25 protein-coding genes are annotated in these 25,983 nt (G+C 62.6%); 14 read left to right on the top strand and 11 right to left on the bottom strand.

Annotation, left to right across the window (positions count from 1 at the left end):
- Positions 1 to 4: 4 nt before the first annotated feature.
- The gene (locus tag ABDZ98_RS07085) at positions 5 to 1,867 is read right to left on the bottom strand and encodes a PEP-utilizing enzyme (protein ID WP_160589949.1); all 1,863 of its coding nucleotides are present in this window, start codon (positions 1,865 to 1,867) and stop codon (positions 5 to 7) included.
- A gap of 338 nt (positions 1,868 to 2,205) precedes the next feature.
- Here ABDZ98_RS07085 and ABDZ98_RS07090 point away from each other — a divergent pair, with 338 nt between their 5' ends.
- The 4 genes from ABDZ98_RS07090 (at position 2,206) to ABDZ98_RS07105 (ending at position 6,004) form a co-directional block, all read left to right on the top strand.
- On the top strand, positions 2,206 to 3,399 hold the full coding sequence (locus tag ABDZ98_RS07090) for a cation:proton antiporter (RefSeq protein WP_160589948.1): 1,194 nt from the start codon (positions 2,206 to 2,208) through the stop codon (positions 3,397 to 3,399).
- Positions 3,400 to 3,478: 79 nt separating this feature from the next.
- Positions 3,479 to 3,889, top strand: a complete 411-nt coding sequence (locus ABDZ98_RS07095; RefSeq protein WP_160589947.1) for a GFA family protein — start codon at positions 3,479 to 3,481, stop codon at positions 3,887 to 3,889.
- 23 nt (positions 3,890 to 3,912) lie between these two features.
- On the top strand, positions 3,913 to 4,965 hold the full coding sequence (locus ABDZ98_RS07100; protein ID WP_160589946.1) for a TIGR00341 family protein: 1,053 nt from the start codon (positions 3,913 to 3,915) through the stop codon (positions 4,963 to 4,965).
- A gap of 103 nt (positions 4,966 to 5,068) precedes the next feature.
- A complete protein-coding gene (locus tag ABDZ98_RS07105; RefSeq protein ID WP_160589945.1) occupies positions 5,069 to 6,004 on the top strand; it encodes a DUF8021 domain-containing protein in 936 nt (311 codons plus the stop codon).
- A gap of 37 nt (positions 6,005 to 6,041) precedes the next feature.
- Here the strand turns inward: ABDZ98_RS07105 and ABDZ98_RS07110 are convergent, their stop codons facing one another.
- Positions 6,042 to 7,028 carry an AraC family transcriptional regulator gene (locus tag ABDZ98_RS07110; protein ID WP_160589944.1) on the bottom strand — a complete coding sequence of 329 codons (987 nt, stop codon included), beginning with the start codon at positions 7,026 to 7,028 and terminating at the stop codon, positions 6,042 to 6,044.
- 155 nt (positions 7,029 to 7,183) lie between these two features.
- Here ABDZ98_RS07110 and ABDZ98_RS07115 point away from each other — a divergent pair, with 155 nt between their 5' ends.
- The 8 genes from ABDZ98_RS07115 to ABDZ98_RS07150 all read left to right on the top strand — a co-directional run bounded on the left by ABDZ98_RS07115 (position 7,184) and on the right by ABDZ98_RS07150 (position 15,097).
- On the top strand, positions 7,184 to 9,070 hold the full coding sequence (locus ABDZ98_RS07115) for a nuclear transport factor 2 family protein (protein ID WP_160589943.1): 1,887 nt from the start codon (positions 7,184 to 7,186) through the stop codon (positions 9,068 to 9,070).
- 34 nt (positions 9,071 to 9,104) lie between these two features.
- A complete protein-coding gene (locus ABDZ98_RS07120; protein WP_160589942.1) occupies positions 9,105 to 9,845 on the top strand; it encodes a hypothetical protein in 741 nt (246 codons plus the stop codon).
- 30 nt (positions 9,846 to 9,875) lie between these two features.
- Positions 9,876 to 10,910 (top strand): amidohydrolase family protein, encoded by a 1,035-nt coding sequence (locus ABDZ98_RS07125; protein WP_160589941.1) that lies wholly within the window; start codon positions 9,876 to 9,878, stop codon positions 10,908 to 10,910.
- Between the two features lie 15 nt (positions 10,911 to 10,925).
- Positions 10,926 to 11,393 (top strand): hypothetical protein, encoded by a 468-nt coding sequence (locus ABDZ98_RS07130; protein WP_160589940.1) that lies wholly within the window; start codon positions 10,926 to 10,928, stop codon positions 11,391 to 11,393.
- Positions 11,394 to 11,401: 8 nt separating this feature from the next.
- Positions 11,402 to 12,526, top strand: a complete 1,125-nt coding sequence (locus tag ABDZ98_RS07135) for a CaiB/BaiF CoA transferase family protein (RefSeq protein ID WP_160589939.1) — start codon at positions 11,402 to 11,404, stop codon at positions 12,524 to 12,526.
- Positions 12,526 to 13,692: an OsmC family protein gene (locus ABDZ98_RS07140; protein ID WP_160589938.1), complete on the top strand. Its 1,167-nt coding sequence runs from the start codon at positions 12,526 to 12,528 to the stop codon at positions 13,690 to 13,692. The genes ABDZ98_RS07135 and ABDZ98_RS07140 overlap by 1 nt, the downstream gene beginning before the upstream one ends.
- Before the next feature lie 6 nt (positions 13,693 to 13,698).
- Complete coding sequence (locus tag ABDZ98_RS07145) at positions 13,699 to 14,268, top strand: CDP-alcohol phosphatidyltransferase family protein (RefSeq protein WP_160589937.1); 570 nt, start codon at positions 13,699 to 13,701, stop codon at positions 14,266 to 14,268.
- Between the two features lie 133 nt (positions 14,269 to 14,401).
- The gene (locus ABDZ98_RS07150; protein WP_160589936.1) at positions 14,402 to 15,097 is read left to right on the top strand and encodes a CDP-alcohol phosphatidyltransferase family protein; all 696 of its coding nucleotides are present in this window, start codon (positions 14,402 to 14,404) and stop codon (positions 15,095 to 15,097) included.
- Between the two features lie 39 nt (positions 15,098 to 15,136).
- On the opposite strand, the gene ABDZ98_RS07155 is transcribed toward ABDZ98_RS07150, so the two are convergent.
- The 9 genes from ABDZ98_RS07155 to ABDZ98_RS07195 form a co-directional block, all read right to left on the bottom strand.
- Entirely contained in the window at positions 15,137 to 15,979 is an 843-nt protein-coding gene (locus ABDZ98_RS07155; RefSeq protein WP_160589935.1) for a class III extradiol dioxygenase subunit beta, read from the bottom strand.
- Complete coding sequence (ligA, locus tag ABDZ98_RS07160; RefSeq protein ID WP_160589934.1) at positions 15,979 to 16,383, bottom strand: protocatechuate 4,5-dioxygenase subunit alpha; 405 nt, start codon at positions 16,381 to 16,383, stop codon at positions 15,979 to 15,981. Before ligA ends, ABDZ98_RS07155 begins: the two co-directional genes overlap by 1 nt.
- 123 nt (positions 16,384 to 16,506) lie before the next feature.
- Entirely contained in the window at positions 16,507 to 17,415 is a 909-nt protein-coding gene (locus tag ABDZ98_RS07165; protein WP_160589933.1) for a DUF8021 domain-containing protein, read from the bottom strand.
- A gap of 21 nt (positions 17,416 to 17,436) precedes the next feature.
- A complete protein-coding gene (locus ABDZ98_RS07170; protein ID WP_160589932.1) occupies positions 17,437 to 18,453 on the bottom strand; it encodes a DUF8021 domain-containing protein in 1,017 nt (338 codons plus the stop codon).
- A 68-nt stretch (positions 18,454 to 18,521) separates the two neighbouring features.
- Complete coding sequence (locus ABDZ98_RS07175) at positions 18,522 to 19,154, bottom strand: glutathione S-transferase family protein (RefSeq protein WP_160589931.1); 633 nt, start codon at positions 19,152 to 19,154, stop codon at positions 18,522 to 18,524.
- On the bottom strand, positions 19,151 to 19,813 hold the full coding sequence (locus tag ABDZ98_RS07180; RefSeq protein ID WP_202385931.1) for a hypothetical protein: 663 nt from the start codon (positions 19,811 to 19,813) through the stop codon (positions 19,151 to 19,153). Before ABDZ98_RS07180 ends, ABDZ98_RS07175 begins: the two co-directional genes overlap by 4 nt.
- 27 nt (positions 19,814 to 19,840) lie before the next feature.
- Entirely contained in the window at positions 19,841 to 20,248 is a 408-nt protein-coding gene (locus ABDZ98_RS07185; protein WP_160589930.1) for a hypothetical protein, read from the bottom strand.
- A gap of 36 nt (positions 20,249 to 20,284) precedes the next feature.
- Positions 20,285 to 22,249 (bottom strand): acetate--CoA ligase, encoded by a 1,965-nt coding sequence (acs, locus tag ABDZ98_RS07190; protein WP_160589929.1) that lies wholly within the window; start codon positions 22,247 to 22,249, stop codon positions 20,285 to 20,287.
- A 47-nt stretch (positions 22,250 to 22,296) separates the two neighbouring features.
- Entirely contained in the window at positions 22,297 to 22,740 is a 444-nt protein-coding gene (locus tag ABDZ98_RS07195; RefSeq protein ID WP_237437375.1) for a MarR family winged helix-turn-helix transcriptional regulator, read from the bottom strand.
- Positions 22,741 to 22,817: 77 nt separating this feature from the next.
- Between ABDZ98_RS07195 and ABDZ98_RS07200 the strand changes: the two genes are divergently transcribed.
- Positions 22,818 to 23,681 (top strand): p-hydroxycinnamoyl CoA hydratase/lyase, encoded by an 864-nt coding sequence (locus ABDZ98_RS07200; RefSeq protein ID WP_160589928.1) that lies wholly within the window; start codon positions 22,818 to 22,820, stop codon positions 23,679 to 23,681.
- Positions 23,682 to 23,803: 122 nt separating this feature from the next.
- The gene (locus ABDZ98_RS07205; RefSeq protein WP_237437374.1) at positions 23,804 to 25,924 is read left to right on the top strand and encodes an acetate--CoA ligase family protein; all 2,121 of its coding nucleotides are present in this window, start codon (positions 23,804 to 23,806) and stop codon (positions 25,922 to 25,924) included.
- The last annotated feature ends 59 nt before the right edge of the window (positions 25,925 to 25,983 follow it).

Consider the following 25,983-nt stretch of genomic DNA (forward strand, 5'->3'; position numbering starts at 1 on the left):
TGGCTCAGACTTCCTCGAGCAGTTTTTCTGCATCCGCGTCCAGATCATCGAGGATGGTCACGGTGCCGCGGCCGCCATCCACGCGGATGCGCATGCCGTCCTTGATCAGCTTGGTCGCCTTGCCCGTGCCGACAACGGCGGGCAGGCCATATTCGCGCGCCACGATGGCCATGTGGCTCATCGATCCGCCAATGTCCGATACCGCCGCGCCAATCTTCTGGAAGATCGGCGACCAGGTGGGGTTGGTAACCTGGCACACCAGGATATCGCCCTGCTGGATGCGGCCCATCTCGGCCACGGACTTGACCACGCGCGCGGTGCCTTCGACCACGCCCGAACAGGCGGCAAAGCCTTTCAGTTCCTTCTCGTTCTCGGTTCCGTCGTCGAGCCATTTGTCGAGATTTTCGCGGGTGATGCCCCACAGCATGTTGATGGCCGGATCGTCGATCGCATCGGGAACGGCGCCAAGGGCAGGCGGGCAGTCATGCTTGCCCCATTCCTCAATCGCCGCCCGGCGCTGGGCCACCAGTGCAGGCCAGTGCTTGGGGCCGCGCGCTTCGGCGCCGATGCCCCACGCGAGCATCAGGTCGATGATCGCGCTTTCCAGCTCATATTGGGTGAGGTGGAACACGTCCTCCTCCACCCCGTCGTCACCGAAGAAGCCATGTGCCAGCAGCAACCGGCCAAACTCCCGGATCTTGTTGAAGAACAGGTTGGTGTACCAGTGCTCGCAATAGAACTTGTGGCCTTCGACGTATGGGAACACGCGGTGCGCCAGACTGATCAGCTGGTCATAGGTGGCCTTGTCTTCCTCTGTGTCCAGCAGTTCGCGGTAATCGATCACCAGCTGTTCACGCTCTTCGATCAGCTGCGCGGTCGGGCGTTCCAGGTTCATGCCGGCCTTGATCTTCTCGATATAGCCGGGGAAGGCGGCGAAGGGCAGCGACAGGTCATCATTCCAGCTGCGGTGATAATGGTAGAAGCCATCGCCGCTGCTGACGTTGAACCACGGGTTGCGGCTGGTCTCCAGCTCGGCCAGCCATGCCTGGCCTTTCTCACCCAGCGCGTCGAGGTCTGTCAGCACCTTTTCGATATCGGCATTGTCGACGAAATGCGCATCCACGCCCAGTTCCACCGCGCTGCGGGCGAGGCGCTTCACTTCCTCGTCCGGGCGGAAGATCTCGGCTTCCATGCCCGCCACCATGCGGCTGATCGCCTGGTCGGAAATCTCCGGGAAGGCCTTCTTGCAGAAATCGAAAAAGGTCATGTAGGCGCCATAGCCCAGCAGCAGGAATTCGAAGTGGTGGTGCCACATCCGGTGGTACCCTTCGATCTGCTTCTGGTAGATCACCAGCAGATCATGACTGGCGGCCACGCCCTTGCCGGTATGGGTCGTTTCGATCGGCTCATAATCGGGCAGGGACGGGGTGGGCAGCGCCTGCGCATCGGCGATCAGCGCCTTCATCTTGTCTTTCCACTGGGCGTACAGGTCTTCCCAGTTTTCGTAATAATAGAAGGCGCGCTTCTGGAATTCGCCAATGCGCTCCTCGATCTCGGCCGGATCGGTCACCGCCACGCCGCCGATGAACACGCGGCCGTTGATGACGCGGTGTTCAATGCCCTTGGCCGTGGGCAGCACATGCACGCGGGTGTTGAACGCGCCCATCGCGACATAGGCGGCCTCTGCCGTGATCATGTCGAAATGATGCATCGGCTCGGGAAAATGCATGGAGTTGTAGAACCAGAACTTGCTGTCATCCTCCGGCACGAAATGGGTGTAATAGGGGTATGCGGCCTGCGCCTGCTCAGTGCCCGGCACCACTTCCAGCGAACTGGGAAGCGGGAAGCCCTTTTTCGTATCGCTCATGGATATCCTCTCAAGCAATTTAGGGGCGCCGCCCTGCCTCTTGTGGACAGTGGCGGCGCGCCCAGGCCTCCTCTCCGAGGCTTAACTTTGCGCACTTTTCGACCCGAAGTGCTCAAAGGCTGATCGTCATTTGAAACGGTGATACAGCACTGCGGGGTTAAACCCCAAGGATTCTTGCGCATATCAATTAGGATAAAAGCGCAGGGTAATTTGTCTTGGTTGCATGTGAGACAAGCGCGCGAGAGGCCACTTTCCAAGCTGCCGGTTCAGGCGCATCTCATCATCCGGGGGGCTGCCTGATTCGCGGCATGCCAACGCTGGAGACCTGCTGCCAAATCATGCCCACGACAAGTGAGACCTTCCTCGTCGCCCTGCTGCTGATCTTCACCGTGCCCTTTGCCATATGGCGAGGGCTGCGCACGGATTACTATGCTCCGCTGGTGGTGGTGCAGATAATTGGCGGCATCGTGCTGGGGCCGGGCGTGCTGGGGGCAGTCTGGCCAGCCTATTATTCCGCCATCTTCACCCCCGATGTGATCGGTGCACTGAACGGTATTGCGTGGTGGGCGGTGATGATGTTCGTGTTCGTGGCGGGTGTGGAACTGGATCTGAGTGCGGCCTGGGCCAACCGCCGGGAATCCGCGATCACCGCCTCGCTGGCGCTGGCAACGCCGCTGGCATTTGGCGCGGCGGCAGGTGCGCTGGTGCTTGCCACACCGGGCTGGCTGGGGCCGCAAGGCTCGCTTGCGCAGGGCGTGCTGGGCATTGGCATGGCCTGCGCGGTCACCGCCTTGCCGATCCTGGTCCTGCTGATGGAGAAGCTGGGCATTTTCCACCAGCCGCTGGGCCAGCGCCTGCTGCGCTATGCCAGTCTGGATGATCTGGCGATCTGGGGGGTGCTGGCTATCATCCTGCTGGATGTGGAGCGGATCGCGCGGCAGGGCGCGTTCCTGCTGGCATTCGCGCTGGCGGCCCGGGCCGTGCGCAAGGCCATGCGCAGACTGGCGGAAACCGATCGCTGGTATGTGGGTCTGGTGTGGCTGGCAGGCTGCGGTCTGGCGGCGGACTGGGCCGGGCTGCACTTCATGGTCGGTGCCTTTCTGGCCGGCTGCGTGCTCGATACCGGCTGGTTTTCGCGCCAGAAGCTCGACTCCTTCCGCGAGATTGTACTGCTTACGGTGATGCCGGTGTTTTTCCTGTCCACCGGCCTCAGAACGGACTGGAGCGGCGGCGGTCTGGCAGTTTTCGCCGTGGCCGGCCTGCTGCTGGCGGCATCAGTGGCGGGCAAGCTGGTGGGCGTACATATGGCCGGGCGCCTGCTCGGCTGGCGCAAGGGGGAGGCATCGCTGATCGGCTGGCTGTTGCAGACCAAGGCGCTGATCATGATCATTTTTGCCAATGTCCTGCTCGACAAGGCGATCATCACTTCGCAGACCTTCACCGCGCTGCTGCTGATGGCGGTGGCCAGCACCATGCTGACCGTGCCGATGGTGTCCCCGCGCCTCAGGCGGTTGCAGGACGTGAGTGAATAGGCAGGATCAAATCGCTTGTTTTTGGCGGCCCGCGCGATCAGGCTGGCTGGCGACTGTTTGAACAAGCGGGGAAGGTCTCATGACACTTGAAGGCGGATGCCTTTGTGCAAGGTCGCGCTATGCGATTTCTGGCGAAGTCGAGTGGGCGGGCAGCTGCTATTGCACCGACTGCCAGAAGGAATCGGGCAGCGGCCACCTGACCGCCGTCGCCGTGCCGGCTGCTGCGATCAGTTTTTCAGGACCGACAAGAGTGTTCCAGTCCATTGGCGGCAGTGGCGGCAATATTGACCGGATTTTCTGCGCCGAATGCGGCAGCACGCTGTTCAGCCATCCGCATGTGATGGGTGACATACGCATCGTGCGCGCTGGCACGCTGGACGATTCCTCTGCCGTTGAACCGGCCATGGCGGTGTTCTGCAGCCAGGCGTCGGCGTGGGACCAGCCGCCGGCGGGCATCGCCACCTTCGCCCAGATGCCGCCAGTCCAGTAACTCGCCGGGTGAGGTAGCACACGATGTCGGCACGCCTGGTGGAAGTCTATCTGCCCGATACCCATGCCGATCGGCTGGAGATCGTGCTCGCCCGCCATGCGCGCCGCTTCTGGCGTGAAAGCGTGCCGGGCAATCAGGAGAAGTACTCCTGCCTGGTCCAGCAACGCTATACCGAACGCCTGCTGGAAGACCTTGAGAGCGAATTTGCCGAGCTGGAGGGCTTCACCGCGCTTGTCTCTCAGATAGAGGCGGCCATTCCTCCCGTGATCGAATCCGCCGAAACGGAACTGATCGATCTTCGCGACAGGCCACCACCCACGCGGCTGGAGCGTTTTCTTACCCGTGACCGCATCAGCACCGACGAGCTGTATGACGATATCGAGGAAAGCCTCCACATCACCCCCAGCTTCCTGCTCACGGTATTGCTGTCTGCGGTGATTGCCGGGCTGGGCATGCGCAGCGGACAGACCGCGGTGGTGATCGGCGCCATGATCATCGCCCCGCTGCTGGGCCCGACAATGGGTGTGGCGCTGGCGGCAACGGTGGGCAATGGAAAGCTGGGCCGCGAGGCCGCGATCACGCTGACAGTGGGCAGCATCGTTGCCGTGCTGGCCGGGGTCGCAGTGGGCATGATGGTGGAGATCGATCCGCTGGTGCCCGAATTGCACAACCGCACGCTGGTGCAGCCTGCCGATATTGCGCTGGCGCTGGCTTGCGGAATGGCGGGCGTGCTGGCGTTCAGCCGCGCTGCCTCGCTCACGCTGGTGGGGGTGATGATCGCCGTCGCGCTGGTGCCGCCGCTGGCCGCTTCGGGCATTTACCTTGGCGCCGGATATCCGGTGGCGAGCGGCAATGCGCTGTTCCTGTTCACCATCAACCTGGTGTGCGTGAACGTGGCGGGCATCGCCACCTTCCTGTTTCAGGGCCTGCCGCCCAAGAGCTGGCGCATGACTGGCGGCATCTTCGCCACCTGGACGGTGGTGCTGATCATCCTGGCATCGCTGATGGCCGGACGGCTGGTGCTGGGGCTGGGCACGCTTGAACATGTCGGCAGCGCGCTGGCTCCGATGATGTAGTTCCCTGCGGGGGATCGGGGCTTGTCCTGCGCTGCTGCGGGGTGCACCTATCAAGCCAGTCCCGAGCGCCTGCAACGGGCATTGGCCGGGTATGGAGGGGATAATGGCAGAGTTTTTTCGCGCGATTCACGCCAGGGCCTGCGCCGCTGCCGGTGCATTGATGCTGCTTGCCCTGCTGCCGCAGGCCGCCTCCGCTCAGGCCCCCGCCGCTCAGGCCGCCACCGCTCACGACTGTGACAGGCAATGTCTTTCTGGGATGATCACCGCCTATATCGATGCCCTGGTTGCGCATGATCCGGCAAATCTGCCTTTGCCCGAGCATGTGCGTTTTACCGAGGATTCGTACGAAATCGAAATTGGTCAGGGCTTGTGGGAAACGGTCACGGCCAAGGGCGGCTTTCGGCAGGATTACATAGACAGCGCAAGGCAGATCGCCGCCGCGCATGTGGAGCTTCGCGAAGGCGACATCCCGGTGCTCTATTCACTTGTCCTGCATGTGGAGGACAGCCGGATTGCCGGCATCGAAACGCTGATCCAGCGTATTGCACCGGATTCGCCGTGGCAGCCGACACAGCTTGGCGCGCCGATCCGGGGGATGAATGATCCGGTGCCAGCCGCACAAAGGCAATCGCGCGAATCCATGATCCGAACGGCGCTGACCTATACCGAAGGGCTCAGGATCGGCAATTTCACCGACGGCGGCACGCCCTTTGCGGCGCAAACCTACCGCGTGGAAAACGGGGTGATCACTGCCGGGCCGGGCTGCGGACGCGCAGATTGCGGCATGTATGCCCAGCGCATCATGCTGCATCCCGATATCATCCCCAGCGTGGCTGCGGTGGATGAGGAGAACGGCGTGGTGGTGCTGTGGATGAACTTTGGCTTCACCAATTCCTATGGCGATGGCAATGCGCTGGTGACGTATGAGGCGTTCAAGATATGGGGCGGACAGATCCGGTCGATCAACGCCTTTTTCCGCACCATGCCACTGGCAACTCCGCGCTTCTGGAATTCGACGGACCCGATTGCCATTCCATAGGGCCGGGCCAAATTCCGGCGTTCCAGCCCGGATATGATCAGCTGCGCGGAGCGTTTCCTGCGCGCCATTCACGCGGGGTGACGCCATAGCGTTTGCGGAACAGGCGGGTGAAATATCCCGGATCGAGGAAGCCGGTGCGAAAGGCGATATCGGCGATCGACAGATTGCCCGCGCGCGGATCGCACAGCAACTCGCTTGCCCGGTCCAGCCTGGTGGCGTTGAGTTCCTGCACAAAGCTGGTGCTGCTGCCTGCCAGCAGCGTCTGCAGATAGCGTTTGGAAATGCCCACCTGCTCGGCCACCATTTCCGGCGAGAGGTCGGGATCGGAGTAATCGTCCTCGATCCGCCGCAGGATGCGGCTGGCCAGCTGGCCGCGGTGGCGCCCGTGCTGGTTGCGGGTTTCATCGCCCAGCTCCACTCCGGTGGCCAGCGCCAGCAAATTGCCGAACTGCTCGGCAATCAGCGGGCGGGGCAGCGGAGAATCGTCCAGCCCGCCATCAAGGATCGTCTCCAGCAGCGCGCCCAGCGGCGCACCCCAGCCCTTGCGTGCAGACATGGGCCGCGCCAGCAGGCCGGTGGGATCGGGCAGGTACTTGTCCAGCCAGCCCTGCGGCATCATCAAATCCACCGCCTCATGCTCGGTGGCCATTTCCATCTGGTAGAAGCGGGTGTTGTCCAGCATCACGAACTGGCCGGGCTCCACATCGAACACGCGACCGGCCATATTGGTCTTCAGCACGCCGTCGCGCGCATAAACCAGCTGGATCGAGGGTGTGGCGCGCATGGTGGTGTGATGCGCGCCGATATGCGTCACCCGCTGCGCCGGGGCATACAGGTGCAGCAACCGCAGCTGGCCGATTCCGTGGCTGATCCAGCGCGCGGCAAAGGCGTCTGCATCGAACACCTCCACTTCGATGGGGGCGATGGTGCTGGCGGCCCAGTCACGCCACGCGCTGATCGCCTCCCGCTGGCCAAGCCCGGTGGAGGTCCAGCTGTCATCCTGAGAAATTGCGGGTTTTGCCATGATGCGCAGGCTAGGGCGCGCAGCGCGGCGGGGCAAGCTTTGGGCAATTGAGCAGTTGTCCTGATCAGTGCAACCGCTAGGGTCTGCGCCAGGGTCGGGGTGGCGATTGGCGGGAGGGTCTGGATGCAAATTGTCTGTGCTGGGACGCTTGAGGCATGGTGGTGATCCGCTGGCTGGCTCTGGCGATGGCAGCCTTGCTGCTGGCCCCGCAAACCGCCGCTGCGCAGGATCTGGCGGTACAAACCGCGCAGGCGGAAGACCTCACCTCCGTGCGCGAGATCAAGCGGGTGCAGGCCGCACTGGGCCATCTGGCCATCGGCGGCCGGTGGGAGAATATCGGCGCCTTGTTCACCGATGATGCGGTGCTGCAATGGAATGCCGGGGAAGTGCGCGGGCGCAGCGCCATAATTGCCCATTTGCGTGATAATCAGGGCGGCGGCGCGGACGGCATGGCGGTGGGCCGCATGAATCTGCGCCTGTTCATCAGCCCGGTGATTACGCTGGCCGCCGATGGGCGATCTGCCACCGGACGCTGGCACGAAGTGGCGATGATGGCGCAGGCCGGGGTCTCCGCCGATTGGGCGGGCGGCACCCATGTTGTCCAGTATCGCCTGACAGATGACGGCTGGCGCATCGCCGAAATGCGCTATTTCCCGCAATTTGCCGGACCTTATGCCGATGGCTGGAGCCATGATGCGGCAACTCTGGTGCGCGCGCCCTATCATTATACGCCCGATCAGGCCGGCGTGGTCATTCCGCAAAGGCGGGCGAGTCGGCCCCAGACCCAGGCCGAGATCGATACGCGGGCGAGCCTGCTTCTGGGGGCAAGCCGGGCACAGAACCTTGTTGCTGCCTTTGGCTATTACCTCGATCGCGGCATGTTTGATGATGCGGCGGAGCTGTTCGCACCCGGTGCCAGCATCCGCGTGCAGGGGCAGGGCGTGTGGAGCGGGCCAGACGGTGCGCGCCGCTTACTCAGCCGCTTCGGGACGCCGGGCCTGGACGAAGGTGAGATGAACGATCACCCCTTGCTGATGCCGCTGGTCAATGTGGGGGCGGACGGCAATTCCGTGATCGTCAACGTGGTGGAACTGGGGATGGAAGGCCAGCACGGCGGCACCGGATACTGGTCCGCCGCACTGGTGGATTTCCGCCTTGTGCGCGCAGAGGATGGCATATGGCGCATCGCCGCCATGCAGCGCGTGCCGCTGATGCGATCAACCTATCAGGATGGATGGGCGCATCCGCTGCCAGCATCGCTGCCCGTTCCCGCAGGCGGAGAGCCGGACAGCGCGCGCGAGCGGGAGGTCGGCTTCGATGCCGCGCCCACCGTGGTCATGCCCTCCAGCCTGTCGCTGATCGCACCTTCGGCGCGCGAAGCCGTGGTTGCCCCCGTTCCCGGCGCGCTGGCGATGGCCGAGGCGTTTGACGGGGCGGAGAATGTCTCCAACGCCTATGGCTATTACATCGATCAGTTTGCCTGGCGGGACACCGCCGCCATATTTGCCCGCGACGGGTGGAAGGAGCTGTCCTACATCGGCACCTTCATCGGCCGCGATCGCGTGCTCGCCAGCCTGATCCAGCGTTACGGCGAAGGCGGGCCGAACGATGCCATGCAGGCGATTCACCAGAAGACCCAGCCTTATGTGACTGTCATGGACGGCGGTCAGCGCGCGATGGTGCGCACGCGGCTGATGCAGATGAATTCGTCCGCCAGCGGCCCGGGCAGCTGGATTGCCGGGATCTACGAGAACCAGGTGGTCAAGGAAGGTGGCATCTGGCGCATCCACGGGATGGACCTCGATTATGTCTGGCTGGCCGATTACGCCAGCGGCTGGACCGGTATCGATCCGGCGGGCAGCGCACGCTTTGGCGTGTCTGATGATGTGATTGCCGAATTTGCTCCCGATGCCCCCTTGCGCGGCGAGACATTCGCGCCATTCCCGCGTATTGCACCCGTGGGATTTCACTTTGCCAATCCGGTCAGCGGGCGCGAACCTGCTGTCAGGTTGCGCTGGTCTGACGGTCATCGCGGTCCATAAGGGCCGGGTGACTGGTCTGTGGGGAGGGTAACGCATGGCGACTGTTTCATCGTCCAAAGTCGGAAAATCGGGCTTTCGTCCCAGCTTCCACCTGTGGCTGGTGCTGGCGATGGCGGCCTTTGTCTTCACCGGTTTTGGCCTGACCTACCTTGGCCCGGTTGCTGCGGGAACGCGCACCGGGGATGCCCCCATCGTCCACCTGCACGGAATCGCCTTTTTCAGCTGGATGGTGCTGCTGGTGGTGCAGGCGCTGCTGGTCAATATGCGCAATGTGAAGCTGCACCGATCGCTCGGCATGTTCGGAATTGCCGTGGCCACGCTGGTGGTGGTGATGGGCGTGTTCATCACCATCGCCGCCGCCTCCACCACCGATCTGGTGGGCAATGGGCCGGGCGTGTTCTACCTGTCGGTGTTCGCGCCGCCCAGCTTTGCCATCCTGTTCGTGATGGCCATCCGCGCGGTGAAGACGCCGGTGGTGCATCGCAGCCTGATATTGATCGCCACCATCAGCATCCTGATGCCCGGTATCAACCGCGTATACATGGCCGGTGTCGGGCTGGATTACGTACCCTTCGTGCAAACCTACATGACCATGAACGCCTTTCTGGCCGCAGTTGTGTGGCATGAATGGCGCGGCGCAGGCACCGTCAGCCGCGCCACATGGATCGGCGCTGCCATCGTGGTGGTGCCGCAACTGCTGCTCTATCCGGTCTCCTCCACAAAGGGCTGGGCGGATTTTGTCTTCTGGCTGGGTTCATTTGCCACATATCACTGATAACAAACCTACCAAATAGAGAGGGAAGTCATGGGAAAAACACGTCTGATCGCCTGCGAGGAAGCCTGGTCGATCCCCGAAGTTGCCGAGGAATTGCGCAAGGTTGCACGCGGACCGTCACAAAGCAGCGACAAGCTGCTGGTAGGCGGCATCTACGATGCGGACCATGACACCACCGGCTATGGCAAGATGAACTTCCTCGAAGGGTTGAAGGACGTGGAGGGCCAGCGCCTGTCGCAGATGGACGAATATGGCGTGGACATGCACCTGCTCACACTCACCGCGCCCGGCGTGCAGATGTTCGATGCCGATACCGCTACCGAGCTGGCAGCGCTGGCGAATGACCGGATGGCCGCAATCTGCGCCAAATATCCCAGGCGCTTTGCCGGGCTTGGCAGCTTTGCCCCGCATTCGCCCAAGCGCGCGGCCAAGGAAATCCAGCGGGTGATGACCGATCTCAAGCTCAACGGCATGGTGGTGAACGGCCATACCAATGGCGAGTATTTCGATGATCCCAAGTTCTGGCCGATCTTCGAGGCGGCAGAGGCGATGAATGCCACCATCTATATCCACCCGCGCGGGCCGTCAGACACGCTGAAGGGTCCGCTGATGGACTATGCGATGGATAGCGCCATGTGGGCATATGGGGTGGAAGTGGGCACCAACATGCTGCGGATGATGGCGGGCGGCGTGTTCGACCATTTCCCCAACCTCAAGATCTGCGTCGGCCATATGGGCGAGATGGTGCCGTTCTTCATCTGGCGCATCAATTTCATGAACAGCCGCGCGCAGCAGGTGGGCCGTGCGCCCAGGACCAAGCGCAGCATGGAAGAGTATTTCAAGGACAATTTCGTCTTCACCACCAGCGGCGTGGAAGACCCGCTGGCGCTGCGCTATGCGATTGACCGCATGGGCATTGAAAACGTCATCTGGGCGATCGACTATCCCTATCAGCCGATGAAGCCGGCGGTGGATTTCATCGAGAACTTCCAGTGCACCGATGCAGAGCGCCATGCACTCACTCATGGAAATGCCGAGCGCGTGTTCCATATAGCACCCGAGTAACAGGGGAATTTGCGGATGATTGCTTTTGTCGGTTTCATGGCTGCGGTGATGCTGGTGTTGCTGTTTGCGCCTGCCTCTGCGGCGGCACGGCTGCTGCACCGGCAACTGGTTGAACTGCCGCTGGAACGCCTCGCCCGGATGGAGCGCCATCATCTGATCATGCTGATGATCATGGTCGGCTTCATGATCGGCGGCGGGGAGATCATGGCCCTGATGGGGCCTGAAATCATCGCTACCTATGCGCTGGATCTTTCGATCTACCTCGATCTGGTGATGGTCAGCTATGCGGTTTCGGTTGCGCGGCAGACCAGGACTGCACTGGCGCATCTGCGCGGCAGTTTCAGCCGATTGCTCAGGCGGCCCGAGGCTGGCAGGCGCAGGCGGGCTGTCCGCAAACAGGATCGCAGCAGTCCGGCCAACGATGATGAAACCGACCCTGCCTTTGGCAACCTCAGGCCCCATGCCATGCTGATGGCTGCGTGAGACTGGCCATGACTGCACCGCTTGAAGGTATCAAGGTTGTCGAACTGGCGCGTATCCTGGCCGGCCCGTGGGCTGGTCAGGTGCTCGCCGATCTGGGCGCGGAAGTGATCAAGGTGGAAAGCCCCGAAGGCGATGACACGCGCCGCTGGGGGCCGCCCTTCATCGAAAACGCCGATGGCACCAAGGACGCGGCCTATTTCCACGCCGCCAATCGCGGCAAGACCTCCATCCTTGCCAATTTCAGGGACGCGGATGACCTCGCCCGGGTGATCGACCTGATCCGCGATGCCGATGTGCTGATCGAGAATTTCAAGACCGGCGGCCTCGCCAAATTCGGCCTCGATTATGAAAGCTGCGCGAAGATCAATCCGCGCCTCGTCTATTGCTCGATCACCGGCTTTGGCCATGATGGACCCTATGCCGCCTATGCGGGCTATGATTTCATCGTTCAGGGGATGAGCGGGATCATGGATCTGACGGGCGAAAAGGACGGCCCGCCAATCAAGATCGGGATGGCCTATGCGGATATCATGACCGGGCTTTACGGGGTGATCGGCATACAAGCCGCGCTGCACCAGCGCGAAAAGACCGGGCGCGGCCAGCATATCGACATGGCGCTGCTGGATGTGATGGTGGGCACGCTGGCCAATCAGGCGATGAACTACCTCACCAGCGGCGTGGTGCCGCACCGCATGGGCAACGCCCATCCCAATATCGTGCCTTACGAATCCTTCCCCACATCCGATGGCTGGCTGATCATCGCGGTCGGTAATGATCGCCAGTTCTCCCGGCTTGCAGGGCTGATCGGGATAGAGGTGCAGCCCGGCTGGCAGACCAATGAAGGCCGGGTGGAACACCGCGAAGCCGTGTCTGCCGCCGTCAGCGAGAAGACCCGCCAGTGGCCGCGTAACAAGCTGCTGCTGGAACTGGAGGAGCACGGTATCCCCGCCGGCCCGATCAACGATGTGGGTGAGGCGCTGAACGATCCGCAGGTGAAGGCGCGCGGCATGGTGCTGGATATGCAGCGGCGCGACGGCACACGGGTCAAGGGCATCCGCACGCCGATCAGTTTCTCCGATGCCGAACTGGCGCTGGGGACCCCGTCACCGCGCATGCCGCACCGGGAGGATTGATGGCCGCGCACGGCAATATCCTCGGCCCTGATCCGCGCCCGTCCTTCTTCGCGGTGGAGGGCGGGGCACAGCGCCTTGCCCCGCCAGCAGACCGCAAGGGCCTCGCCGTGAGATTTGCCGCGCGGTCGCTGTCAGTGATGCAGAAGGAGGGGCTGGTGGCTTCTTCCGCGGGCGATCAGGTGTGGCGGCTGGTGTCCGACGAAGGCGCCTATCTGGACGGATTTGACGAGGCGCCGTGCCCGCTGTCCTTCCTCACCACCGGCATGGTTTCAAGCTACATGACGGAGCTGCTGGCGCTGGCCAAACAGCGCGGCATTGCCATCCGCGACGTCACGCTGGTGCAGGACAATTACTACACGATGAAAGGCTCCGCGCTCAAAGGCACGATGACCGGCGGCGCGAAGGACATCGACCTTGAAGCGCGGATAGACAGCGACGCCGATGCCGAGGCGTTGCGCGCGCTGGTTTATGATGCGGTGGCAGCATCGCCGCTTAACGGCCTGATGCGCGGTGAAAAAGAGAGCCTGTTCACACTTTCTCTCAACGGTGAGGAAGTGAAGCCGGACAAGGCAAGGCCGGTGGCGGGGGATGTGCCGGGTGATCCCTCGGCGCAGATAATCGGCGCGCAGCCCGCCACCAGCGAAGCCTTCATCCGCCGCGCCGGGACCAGCCCGCTGACAGCGGAAGCCACCTCCTCGCAAAGCTCCAGCCTTGCCGAGGAACAGGACCGCATTTTGCACATTCGCGGCATCTGCACCCTGCGCGAAGACGGGGTGAAAATGGTCGAACAGCAATTGTTCAACCCGCACGGCTCCATCTTTCATTATCTGTGCGATGAGGAAGGCCGCGCGCCCGATGCCGCCAGCTATATCGCCGCCGGAATCGGCTTCTGCTTCATGACCCAGCTTGGCCGTTACGCGAAGATCGCGAGGAAGGACCTGTCCGCCTACAACATCGTGCAGGACATCCATTTCTCGCGCGGCGGAGCCAGCGGCGGCACGGGGCAGGCGGGCAGTGCCGACCCGGTTGAAACGCATGTCTATCTGCAAAGCGCTGAGGACGAGGCCTTCGCCAGAGCCGCGCTCGACATGGGCGAACAGACCTGTTTCCTGCACGCCTTCTGCCGCACCGATCTGAAGGCGCGCGTGCGGGTTTCGCAGCTTTAGCCCGCCATGCGTGCCATCGCCTCCAGGTTCGCCGATTTCCTGACCGTATACCGGCTGGCTGCGGCACCCGTGTTGGCATTCATGGCGATGAGCGGGCACCGCGATGCCTTTTTCATCCTGCTGATCATAAGCCTGGCCACCGATCTGGTCGATGGCCCGATTGCCCGGTGGGCCGGCCATGCCTCTGCATTCGGGGCAAAGCTCGATTCGATGGCCGATGGTTCCACGCTGATCGTCGGCTTTTTCGGGCTGTGGCTGTTTGAGCGACACACTATGCAGGCCGATGTCTTCTGGCTCTACCTGTTCTTTGCCACCTATGCCGCTGCGGCGACTACCAGCCTGATCAAATTCCGCACGCTGCCAGCCTATCACCTGTATCTGTCCAAGACCGCCGCCAGCTTTTCAGGGCCGTTCGTCGCATGGCTCTATTTCGTCGATTACTCGCGCCCGTTCTTCATCGTGCTGGCCTCCATCGGGGTGATGGCAAATTGCGAATCCGTCCTCGTCACCCGGCGCCTGAAGCGCTTTCGGGCCGACGTCGGCAGCCTGCTGTTCGTGGAGCCCGGCCAGCGCTGAAGACTGATGGCAACGACCGGCTGCGCTGACCCGACGCACCTGTCCGTGACAGCCATGCCTCCACACGCCTGAACTGATGCTCTGGACATGAGGCGAAAATTCACGGTAAATAGCTCTTTGGAAGCTGTCAGCGATGGATCCAGTACAAGGGGTACAAGCGGCCCCTATCAACCGCATTCAGGAGAATCTGGTCGCCCGGATTGAACGGCGCGCGCTCAACCGTCTGTGCGCCGATATGCCGCACTGGGTCACGCCCGACATGCTGACCTATACCGGACTGGTCGGGGCCTTGCTGGTATTCGCCGGATATCTTGCCAGCAATCTTGATCCCAACTGGCTGCTGCTGTCCATCGGCGGATATATTGTCCACTGGTTCGGCGATTCACTGGACGGCAGTCTGGCCCGCTTCCGCAAGATCGAGCGCCCGCGCTATGGCTATTTCCTCGATCACAGCTGCGACGGGTTTGCCACCATGCTGGTGGTGGTCGGTATCGGTCTCAGCTCCTATGTCGCGCTCAAGGTCGCGCTGATCGCGCTTGCGGGATATCTGCTGATGTCGATCCACGCATTTCTGTCCGTGCGCGTGCTGGGAGAATTGCGGCTCTCCTACCTCAACGCCGGGCCGACAGAGCTGCGGCTGATCCTGATCGGACTGACGCTGGCGATGTATTTCGCCGGACCCGAACAGGCGATCATCTGGGACCTCAACGGTTTCGATCTGTTTGTGGGCGGTGTCGGCCTGCTGCTGATCGCGCTGTTCGTGGTGCAGACCGCCGCCACCGCGCGGCGACTGTCCAAGGAAGAACCGGCGAGGAATCACCGCCAGTAAGCGGGCCATTACGTCGGGGCCAGCCTCCGGCGACCGGCCCTAGCTGCGCGCCTCATACACCACATGGCCCACTGCGGTGTTGCTGGCGGGCACGCGGTAGAAGCGGTGGAGTTCTTCCACGCCATAGCCCAGCGCCGCGCGCATGATCAGCCACATGATCAGCTCGATCCCCTCGGTCCCCGCTTCGCGCAGATATTCGATGCGGGTCATCGGGGTCAGCTCTTCCGGCTCATGCGCCAGCAGATCGAGGAAGCGGTTGTCGAACTCGGCATTGATCAGGCCGGCGCGCGTACCCTGCAACTGGTGGCTCATCCCGCCCGTGCCCCAGATCTGCACGTTCAGGTCTTCCGGGAAGGTCTTCACCGCATTGCGGATCGCCTCGCCCAGTTTCCAGCAGCGCTCGCCCGACGGGGTGGGGAACTGGGTGACGTTGACCGCCAGCGGAATGACCTTGCACGGCCATTCCTCCGGCTGGCCGAACACCAGGGACAGCGGCACGGTGCACCCGTGATCGACGTCCATCTCGTTGATGATGGTGATGTCGAATTCATCGATCACCAGCTGTTCTGCCACATGGGCGGCCAGGTCGGAATGGTTGTGCACGGTGGGCACCGGGCGGCGGCCCCAGCCTTCATCGGCGGGCAGGAATTCATCGGCAAAGCCGATCGCGAACGTGGGCACGATGTCCAGCATCAGCGCCGATGCGTGATCGTTATAGACCAGGATCACCACGTCGGGCGTGTTGCTCTTGATCCATTCCTTGACGAATTCGTAGCCGTCGAAAATCGGCTTCCAGTATTCGTCCTGGGTTTTGCCAAGGTCGATGGCCGCGCCGATGGCGGGCACATGGCTGGTGGCGATACCGGCGGTTATGCGCGCCATCAGTTCTGATCCTTCTTGGAACGCAGGCCTTCGGGCGAACGCCCGCCCTCGCGCATCATTGCCGCATATTCTTCTGCCGACATGCCCGACATGGAGCTGACCGCCTTCTGCGCGCTCCAGCCATCGGTGCTGGCCAGCTTGACCAGGAAATACATGTTTCCGCCCAGCTCGATCAGGCGGCTGAGGTCGCGCGCGAGCACGCCTTGCTTCTGCTCCTCGGTCATCTTGTAGCGGTCCAGATAGGCGCGCTCGTCAGCCTTGAACGCCTCGCGGTTCTCCGGCTTCATCAGGCTCATGCAGAATTTGTGCAGGTGATAGGCTTCGCGAGAGCGCTTTGCCGTGAACACCTTAGTGCCTGGAATATCTTCCAGATCTTCGAGCGAGTAGAGCCTTGTCCGGGCCATGGTGCAGACCTTTTATATGAATATCACCGCCCCCGTAACAGGGGCGGTGATATCAAGCCAGTCATTGGCAATTGCAAAGACTGCAACTGCCGGTGCAGTTAAGACGCACTTATGGTGCTTTTGTCAGGCGTTGGGATCGGCCTGGCCCATCATCATCCCGCCTTCATCATTGGCCTGCGGGCCGGGAATGGCGGTGAGCGTGTGAACCTGGCGGAACTTGCCATCGATATAGCGGAAGCTGTGCGAATCCGGGCCGCCGGTCGATCCGCCAAAGCGGCAGAACACGTTGATCACGCCCAGTTCCTCATCGATCAGGTAATCGCGATTGACGATATACAGCACGCCGCCCGGCATGCCGACTTCGCAGCTGGCATCCGCCCGGCCTTCCCGGTTGGTATAGGCACCGCCTTCCAGCCGGGCGCAGGGCGTGCCCCACGGAATATCGGTGAACTTGTCGGCAAAGCCATCCAGATAGGCATTGGCCCCGCGGATCATTTCCGATGGCGAGGTGCGCTGGTAAGGGGTCAGCGGTCCCCAGTTCTCTCGTTGCGTATACAGCAGATAGGCATTGGCGTTGAACAGCCAGTCACCCTGCTCGGTAACGATGGAATCGACGCGGATGATCTCCCCGTCATGCATGTAAAGCCGCGTGCCGATGACATAGGGATGGCCGCCCTCGGTCACGATGATTTCGGTAAAGGTCTTGCACCGGCGGTCATCGTGAAAGCTCATCGCATGGGCGATGGGCAGGGCGGTGTTCCACAGGCCTGCGGACGCCTCCACCGTTTCCATGTTCTGCAGGTAATGCGCGTTCGATGCCAGCGGCAGGGCGGAAGTGTCGCCGCTGCGCTGTGCCTCCACGAAAGCCGTGGTGGCGGCTTTCAGCTGGTCACGGTCGCAGGTCGGATGATCCTGCAACGGCGCGAACGGGCTGGGCGGCGGGCCATTCTGCGCCATTGCGGGCGCGGAGATGGCAAGGGCCGCCAGCGCTACGACTGAGTGCGCGGCGATGGTGGTCAGTTTCTTCAGCATGTCTTGTCCCCCCAGAAGTGTTCAGCGAATGTCCTGCGGTTCTTCGCTGCGGCAGGCCTCATAGGTGCTCCAGCCGGAACACATGCCGTATGGGCCGCGGATGAAGATCGCTTCGATATGGCTGATCTTGCCCTGGTCGATCTTGAACAATTCGCCCAGCTGCCAGCTCCAGTTGATCGGACGGTGGTCGAAGAAGGCGAAGGCGAACACCACGCCGCGTTCCCGGTCCACCGCCACAATGCGGCGATCGCGGATCGATGTGACCGCGCCGATCAGCGTGGTTTCCAGCTGCTGGCGGCAACCGGCGCGCGCGCCAGAGCCTTCCGGCCCGGCGGTGACGATGCCGTTTTCATAGCGGATGCAGTCGTCGGTGAAGGGGTAGTAATCATTGCCGGTATTGCGCTCCACCGCCTCGAAATAGGCGCTGGCCATTTCCACCAGTTCGGCGCGCGTGTGGCGCTCGCCTGCGGGAACGGCGGTGAGATAGGCCGGGTTGGGCGATCCCATGGCTTCCACCATCTCGCCGGTATTGCCAAACGGTCCAGCCGGGGCAGCATTCGCGCCCAGCGGGCGATCGGGCCGTGCGGCGATCTGTTCGATTTCGGAGATCTTGCCGTCCGCATCGATGCGCAGGCGCAGGCTCACCCCAACAGGCTCCGGATCGCGCTGCGGGCCGGTGGCAGAGCTGTTTGCCTGCTCCCTGACGGTGAGCAGAGCGGCGACCTGCTGCGTTTCCACGTCGGGAACGATCAGCTGGTAAGTGCCGGCACCCGTGGTGGTGGCCCACAGACCTTCATTGCCCAGCGGCAATTCCACGCCGTTTTCGGTGAAGCGCACGCTGCGGGCGAACAGGTCATCGGACACCGTGCCATCGGCCATTGCCTGGACATAGCGCTCGACAAAATTTTCCAGGCATTCGCGCTGGCATTCATATTGCGGCAGCGGCACCCCGGCCACCTGCGCCGATGCCGGCACGGCCAGAGTGCTGGCAAAACTCATTGCGGCAACAGCAGTTGCCAGACGAATCTGTCGGATCATTATTCCCTCCCAAGAATCTCTCAGGCGGGGAGTTAATCAGCTTTACAGTCGCTTGGCCAGACGGTTCGTCAGGCTTCTTGCGCGCGCTGGTATGCCGGCCGCGCCTGCAAGCGCTGCCAATAGGCGACCACGTGACCGGGAAGCACCGCTTCGCATTTGGTGAATTCCGCCAGCAGGAAGGCATAGCCGATGGAGATATCGGCAATGGTGAAGCGCGCTCCGGTCACATAATCGCGCCCGTCTGCCAGATGATCGTCCAGATAGGCGATGCGCTTTTTCAGCTGGCCCAGCTGGTCCTGGATCGTGGCATTGCTCTGCTCCCCGGTGAAGATGCGGGTGCGGAAGATCGTGCCGATGGGCGTGGCCAGGTCCGCCTCGCCGAAATGCAGGAATTGCAGGTGCTCGGCGTAGGCTGCGGGATCGGGCATGGGGCCGGTGGTAAGGCCTGCCGCCTTTGCCTCTCCCGCCACCAGCCGCCGCCCGGTGAGATATTGCAGGATCGCCAGGCTCTCGAACATCACGATGGGGGTTTGCGCATCGGTATCCTCGATGGTCGGCACAGAACCGAGCGGGTTCACCTTCAGGAAGCTGTCGGGCACCGGAATGCCGAATTTCTCCAGCGCATAGTCTTCTCCCAGTTCCTCCATCAGCCAGACGACGCGCTGGCTGCGCGAATTGGGGACGTGGTAGATTTTGATCATGGCTCTTGCTCTCCCTGCGCCGTTGCGCGGAACATATTGAGGATCGCCGCCATCGCCAGCGGAAAGGTGATCGCCCATGCGGCCGCTGGCCAGATCAGCACGGGGAAGGCCATTTGCAGGGCCAGGAACGGCAGGATCGCACCGTTGGCAATCATCGCAAATCTGGCGAATTTGGCGCGCGATGACAGCGGCAGGCCGAATGCGGCGATCAGCGTGGCCGCGCTCATCAGGCTGTAGCCCAGCAGGTCGATGGCAAACAGGAAGGATTCGTAAGGGACGAACAGCAGCAGCTCTATGCCTGCCGTTTCGCCACTGGCGATGCGCGGGGCGACAAAGGTCAGCTGGACGAAATAGACCATGCCGGTCAGCGTCGCATACATGATCGCAAAGGCCAGGCCCGCCAGCGTGAACACCTTGCGATCAGCAGGGGCGCTGACGTGCAGCGCGGCACACAGCACCACAAAGGCAGGGCCGAGCAGCAACGATGGCGCGAGCAGCAGGAAGATGCCCAGCGCCGTGCTTGAAGCGTTGGGCCCTCCGCCAGAACCCAGCATCCCCGCCCATTCGAACAGCTGGGCGATGATATAGGCCAGGCTGAAAGCCAGCGAAGCGGCGGCGGACCAGATGCCTGTTCGCCTTGTGGCGAGGGAAAGGATCATGCTGCGCCCTCCATCGGCAAGGCGCGATCAGTCAGCCAGCTTGCGCGCGACAAGCCAGCCGCCGATCACCCCGCCGACCACCTTCAGGCCGTGCGCCAGAAGATAGGCCGGGCGAACGCTGCTCTCCAGGTCGAAGTCGGCGACTGCGCCATTCGCGATCAGCGTCAGCGCCACGTAGAGCACGATGCCCCACAGTCCGGCGACAAAGCCGTTGAGGACCGGAGCAGTGGTTCCGTTTGCCGTCCAATAGCCGGCCGGAATGAACAGCAGCAGCGCCAGCGGCGGGATCACCATATCCAGCACCGGGTTGGGGTCCGGCATGGACGCGAACAGCGCGATGGTGATGGCTATCAGCACGATCTCGACAGCGACCGCGGCGATCAACGGACGGCCCCGGCGCAATCGCGGCGCGGTGGTTGCAGTATTGCTTGCCATGATTATTCCCCCTCCAGCGACCCGGAGGGGAAATTATCATGCGTGCGGCCGGTTCGCCAGCAGATCATCCACCACGCCGGGATCGGCCAGAGTGGACGTGTCCCCCAGATTGCCGACATCGTTCTCGGCGATCTTGCGCAGGATGCGGCGCATGATCTTTCCACTGCGCGTCTTGGGCAGGCCGGGAGCAAATTGCACCACGTCGGGCGTGGCGATGGGGCCTATTTCCTTGCGCACCCACTGCACCAGTTCCCTGCGCAATTCGTCGCTGTCATCGGTTCCCGCAACAGTGGTGACATAGGCATAGATGCCCTGACCCTTCACGTCATGCGGCATGCCGACAACGGCAGCTTCGGCCACCTTGGGATGGAGGACCAGCGCGCTCTCCACCTCGGCAGTGCCCATGCGATGGCCGGATACGTTGATCACATCGTCGATGCGGCCGGTTATCCAGTAATAGCCGTCCTCATCCCGGCGGCAGCCATCGCCGGTGAAATACATGCCCGGATAGGTGCTGAAATAGGTCTGGAAGAAGCGCTCGTGATCGCCAAAGATGCTGCGCATCTGGCCGGGCCAGCTATCCAGGATGACCAGCGCGCCCTCTGTTGCGCCTTCCAGCAGCGTGCCTTTTTCCGGATCGACCAGCGCGGGCTGCACGCCGAACATCGGCCTGCTGGCACTGCCGGGCTTCAGCGCCGTGGCGCCGGGCAGTGGGGTGATCATGTGGCCGCCTGTCTCTGTCTGCCACCACGTGTCGACAATCGGGCAGCGCTTTTCGCCCACCACATTATAATACCATTCCCACGCCTCGGGATTGATCGGCTCGCCTACGGAACCAAGTACTTTCAGGCTCTTGCGGCTGGTTCTTGTCACATAGTCATCACCTTCGCGCATCAGTGCGCGCAGGGCGGTGGGGGCGGCGTAGAAAATCTCTACCTGATACTTGTCGATGATGTGCCAGAAACGGCTGAAATCCGGGTAATTGGGCACGCCTTCGAACATCAGCGAGGTGCCGCCATTGGCCAGCGGACCATAGACGACATAGGAATGCCCGGTGACCCAGCCGATATCGGCGGCGCACCAGTAGATCTGGTTCGAACCATCGGCATGGGGGCGGTAATCGAAGGTGTATTCATGCGTCATGGAACACCACACGCCATATCCGCCAGTGGTGTGGAGCACGCCCTTGGGCTTTCCCGTGGATCCTGAAGTATAGAGGATAAACAGCGGATCTTCGGCGTTTATTTCTTCCGGCTCGCAAATATGGCTGCCCGCGGCGATGGCTTCGTGCCACCACACGTCGCGGCTTTCATCCATGGGGATGTCGGCACCGGTATGCTGCACCACGATGACGCGGCTGACGTCCCTGGCGTGATGCTCCAGCGCCTCATCCACATTGGCTTTCAGCGGAATGCGCTTGCCGCCGCGCAGGCCTTCGTCGGCGGTGATGACGATGGTGCTGGCGCAATCGTCGATCCTGCCGCCCAGCGCCTCCGGGCTGAAACCGGCGAACACGATCGAATGCGCTGCGCCGATGCGGGCGCAGGCGAGCATGGCCACAGCAGCTTCGGGGATCATCGGCAGGTAGATCGTCACCCGCTCCCCCTTGGTCACGCCATTGGCCTTGAGCACATTGGCAAAGCGGCACACCTGTTCGTGCAGATCGTTATAGGTGAGGATGCGGTTGCGGCTTGTAGGATCGTCCGGCTCCCAGATGATCGCCGGCGTATTGCCGTGCGTTTCCAGGTGGCGATCGAGGCAGTTGGCGGACAGGTTGAGCGTGCCGTCCCAGAACCAGCGAATGCCGAAATCCTGCTGGTCGAAGCTGGTGCCCTTCACCTGCGTGAACGGCTTGATCCAGTCGAGCCGCTGCGCCTCCTCGCGCCAGAAGCCTTCCGGGTCTTCGATGGAGCGACGGTATTTCTCATCATAGGTGGCGGCGTCGATGATGGCGTTGTTCGCCCATTCGCTGCTGACCGGATAGACTGCGTTGTCGCTCATTTCGTGCTCCCAGGGGTCTTTGTGCAAGACTTAGGGAATGGGCTGCCTCAACGCCAGAGGGCATCCAGCGCGGGCAGCAAATGATCGCGGTGCTGCGCCGGAATGCGGGCGAGAAGTTCGGCTTCGAACCGCTCGATCATCGTGCGCGCCTGTTGCGTAATCTCGGCTCCCTGTGCGGTCAGCGTCAGTCCTTGCGACTTGCCGTCAATCGCCTTGCGTTCAATCAGCCCGGCATCTTCCAGCCGTTTGAGCAGCGGCACCATGTTGGCGCGCTGGATATCCAGCTGGCGGCCAAGAGCGCTGGCGGTGACGTCGGGATTCTCGCCGATCAGGATCAGCAGCGACGCATCGACCTGACGCAGGTTCAGCTCCCCCAGGCGGCTCGCCAGTTCAGCCGCCGCGGCATTGGCGGCGCGGCGCAGCGAATAGCCGGGCAGGGAGGGAAGCGGATCGCGCATCGTGCAACGGGGATAGCGATTGTTGTTGCTCATAGCAATCACAATCGCTATGGGCGATAGCAATTCAAGCCCACAGGGACGCGAATCGCGCCCTTTACAGGAGAGCAGTCATGGCCAAGCCATCCCAACCCGATCCCCGTCCCGAAGAAGAGACCGTCAAGTATGACGTGATTGACGGCGTTGCGTGGGTTTCCTTCAACCGCCCCGACAAGCGCAACTGCATGAGCCCCAAGCTCAACCGCCAGATGCTGCGCGTGCTGGAAGAACTGGAATTTCGCGACGATGTGCAGGTGCTGGTGCTGACGGGTGAAGGCACGTCATGGTCGGCCGGCATGGATCTGCTGGAGTATTTCCGCGAAGCCGAACAAGTGGGCCTGTCGCAGGTGCGCAAGCATCAGCGCGAAGCCTACAGCTGGTGGGAACGCCTGCGCTGGTATGAAAAGCCTACCGTCGCCATGATCAATGGCTGGTGTTTTGGCGGTGCTTACGGCCCGCTGTTCGCCTGTGACCTCGCCTTCTGCGCCGATGAAGCACAATTCGGCCTGTCCGAAATCAACTGGGCCATCCTGCCCGGCGGCGGCGCATCCAAGGTGGCGGCCAATCTGATGGGTTTCCGCGATGCCATGTATCACGCCATGATGGGTGAAAACCTGACCGGTCCGCAGGCTGCGGCCAAGGGCATGGTCAACGAATCGCTGCCCGCTGACAAGTTGAAGGCGCGTGTGCAGGAAGTGGCCGATGTGCTGAAGGCCAAGGACAGTCAGGCCGTGCGCGCCACCAAATGGGCGATGCGCCGCGTCATGGAAATGACCTATGACAATGCCGAGGACTATCTGATCCGGGCGCAGGAAGCCCTGAACCAGTTCGGCGGCATTGCATCGCGCAAGGAGGCCACCAAGCAGTTCCTTGATGACAAGACCTTCAAGCCCGGCCTTGGCGTTTTCGACAAGACCAAGCTGCAAAAGGAAGACTGATCGCATGATCGGAGCGGCGGCACGGGCACTTGTCCATGCCGCCGCTTCTTCCTAGGGAAACCAGAACCAGAGAACATGCCCCGGTGCTGCCGGGGTTTTGCATGTCCAGAGGGATGAGAGAAATGACCACCCGCCGTTTCACCAATGACCAGATCGATCGCCTGCTGCGTCCCAGGAGCGTTGCCGTTGTCGGCGCTTCGGATCGCCACGGCGCGCTGGGCGCCACGCTGCTCAACAATCTGGTTCAGTATGAATTCGACGGGGACATCTACCCGGTCAATCCCAAGCGCGACGAGCTGCTCGGCCTCAAGGTCTATCACTCGGTCAACGATCTGCCCGAAGGCGTGGATTGCGCCGTGCTGGCGATCCCGCGCCCCTTCGTGATCCAGACCGTGCGCGATCTGGCAGAGCGCGGCTGCGGCGCGGTGGTTATCTATTCCGCCGGTTTCTCCGAAGCCGGGGAAGAGGGCATGCGCGACCAGATCGAACTGGGCGAGATTGCCGGGAAATACGGCATGGTCATCGAAGGCCCCAACTGCCTGGGCTGCACCAATTACATCGCCCGCGTGCCGCTGACCTTCGTGGAAACCAACATGGTCAGCCCCGGCCCCAATGACCGCGCCGTGGGGATCGCCAGCCAGTCCGGCGCGCTTGCCGCCGTGCTCGCCACTGCGCTGCATCCGCGCGGCTGCTTCGTCTCAACCTCTGTTTCCACCGGCAATGAGGCGGCTTCGGGCGTTGAGGATTATGTCGAATGGCTGGTGGATGATCCCGCCACCCACGTCATCACCCTGTATGTCGAAAGCCTGCGCCGCCCGAAGGCCTTCATCGCTGCCGCCCGCCGCGCGCGCGAAGCCGGCAAGCCGGTGATCATGCTGCACCCGGGCAAGAGCGACAAGGCGCAGGAAAGCGCCGCCACGCATACGGGCGCGATGGCCGGTGACTACGCGCTGATGAAGACCAAGCTGATGCGCGAAGGCGTGATCTTCGCCGATACGCTGGAGGAACTGGCCGACATCACCGAGATCGCCCTGCGCTGCAAATCGCTGCCCGGCGCCAACATGGCGGTGCTGGGTGAAAGCGGCGCGCTGCGCGGCCTCGCCTTCGACATTGCCGAGGATATCGGCCTCGACCTGATCCACCTGGACGATGACAACAGCCCGGAACTGCGCGCCATCCTGCCCGATTTCGTGCCGGTGTCGAACCCCACGGACATCACCGCGCTGGGCCTCAGCGAGCCGGAGATCTACACCAAGGTGCTGACCGCGCTGCTGGAAGATGATCGCATCGGATCGGTGGTCGCATCGATCATCCAGTCTGACCCGATCACCTCCAGGATCAAGTTCCCCGCCATCATCAAGGTGCTGGAAGACGGCACTTTCCCCAAGCCGCTGGTGTTTGCCGGGGTGGATGAGGGCGCGCGCGTACCGCAGGAATATATCGACGGCCTGCGCGCCGTGGGCATTCCGTGGTTCCCCAGCACCGAACGCGCCTATCGCGCGATCGCCCGCCTGGCAGACCTGTCCAAGCGCGACCTGACCGATCGCTCGCAGGAACCCATCGTGGTTCCCGGCCTCGCTTCCGAAAGCGGCGTGATCCCCGAATACAAGGCCAAGGCGCTGCTCGGCCCGCTGGGCATTTCCTTCCCGCAAAGCCAGTTCGCCGCCACGGCGGAGGAAGCTGCCTCGGTCGCCGAAGCGCTCGGCTATCCGGTGGTGATGAAGGCGCAGGCCGCCGCGCTGGGTCACAAGAGCGATGCGGGCGGGGTGATCCTCAACCTCAAGACCCGTGCCGACGTGGCCGAGGCGTTTGAGCGCATGTACCAGAACGTCGCCAATTACGATGCCTCCATCGCGCTGGACGGTGTGCTGGTTGAAAAGATGGGCCGCATGGGCACCGAAATGATCGTCGGCGCCAAGTCCGATCCCGAATGGGGTCCGGTGGTGCTGGCGGGCTTTGGCGGCGTGACTGCCGAAATCCTCAAGGACGTGAAGCTGTTCACGCCCGACATGGGCAAGGACCAGGTTGTCGCCGGTCTGTTGGGCCTGAAGCAGGCAGCGCTGCTCAAGGGCTATCGCGGATCGCCCGAACTGGATGTGGACGCGCTGGCAGACCTCATCGTGCAGATGGGCCGCATCATGGACGGCAACCCCGCCATCCGCGAAATCGACCTCAACCCGGTGATCCTCCATCCCAGGGGAGAAGGCGTTGTGGCGCTGGATGCCCTGATGCTGGTGGACTGATGCCGGTGGACTGATGCCGTTGGACTGATGCCGTTGGACTGATGCTGGCAGATTGACGG

Source organism: Alteraurantiacibacter aestuarii (assembly GCF_039523595.1).
GTDB lineage: Bacteria > Pseudomonadota > Alphaproteobacteria > Sphingomonadales > Sphingomonadaceae > Alteraurantiacibacter > Alteraurantiacibacter aestuarii.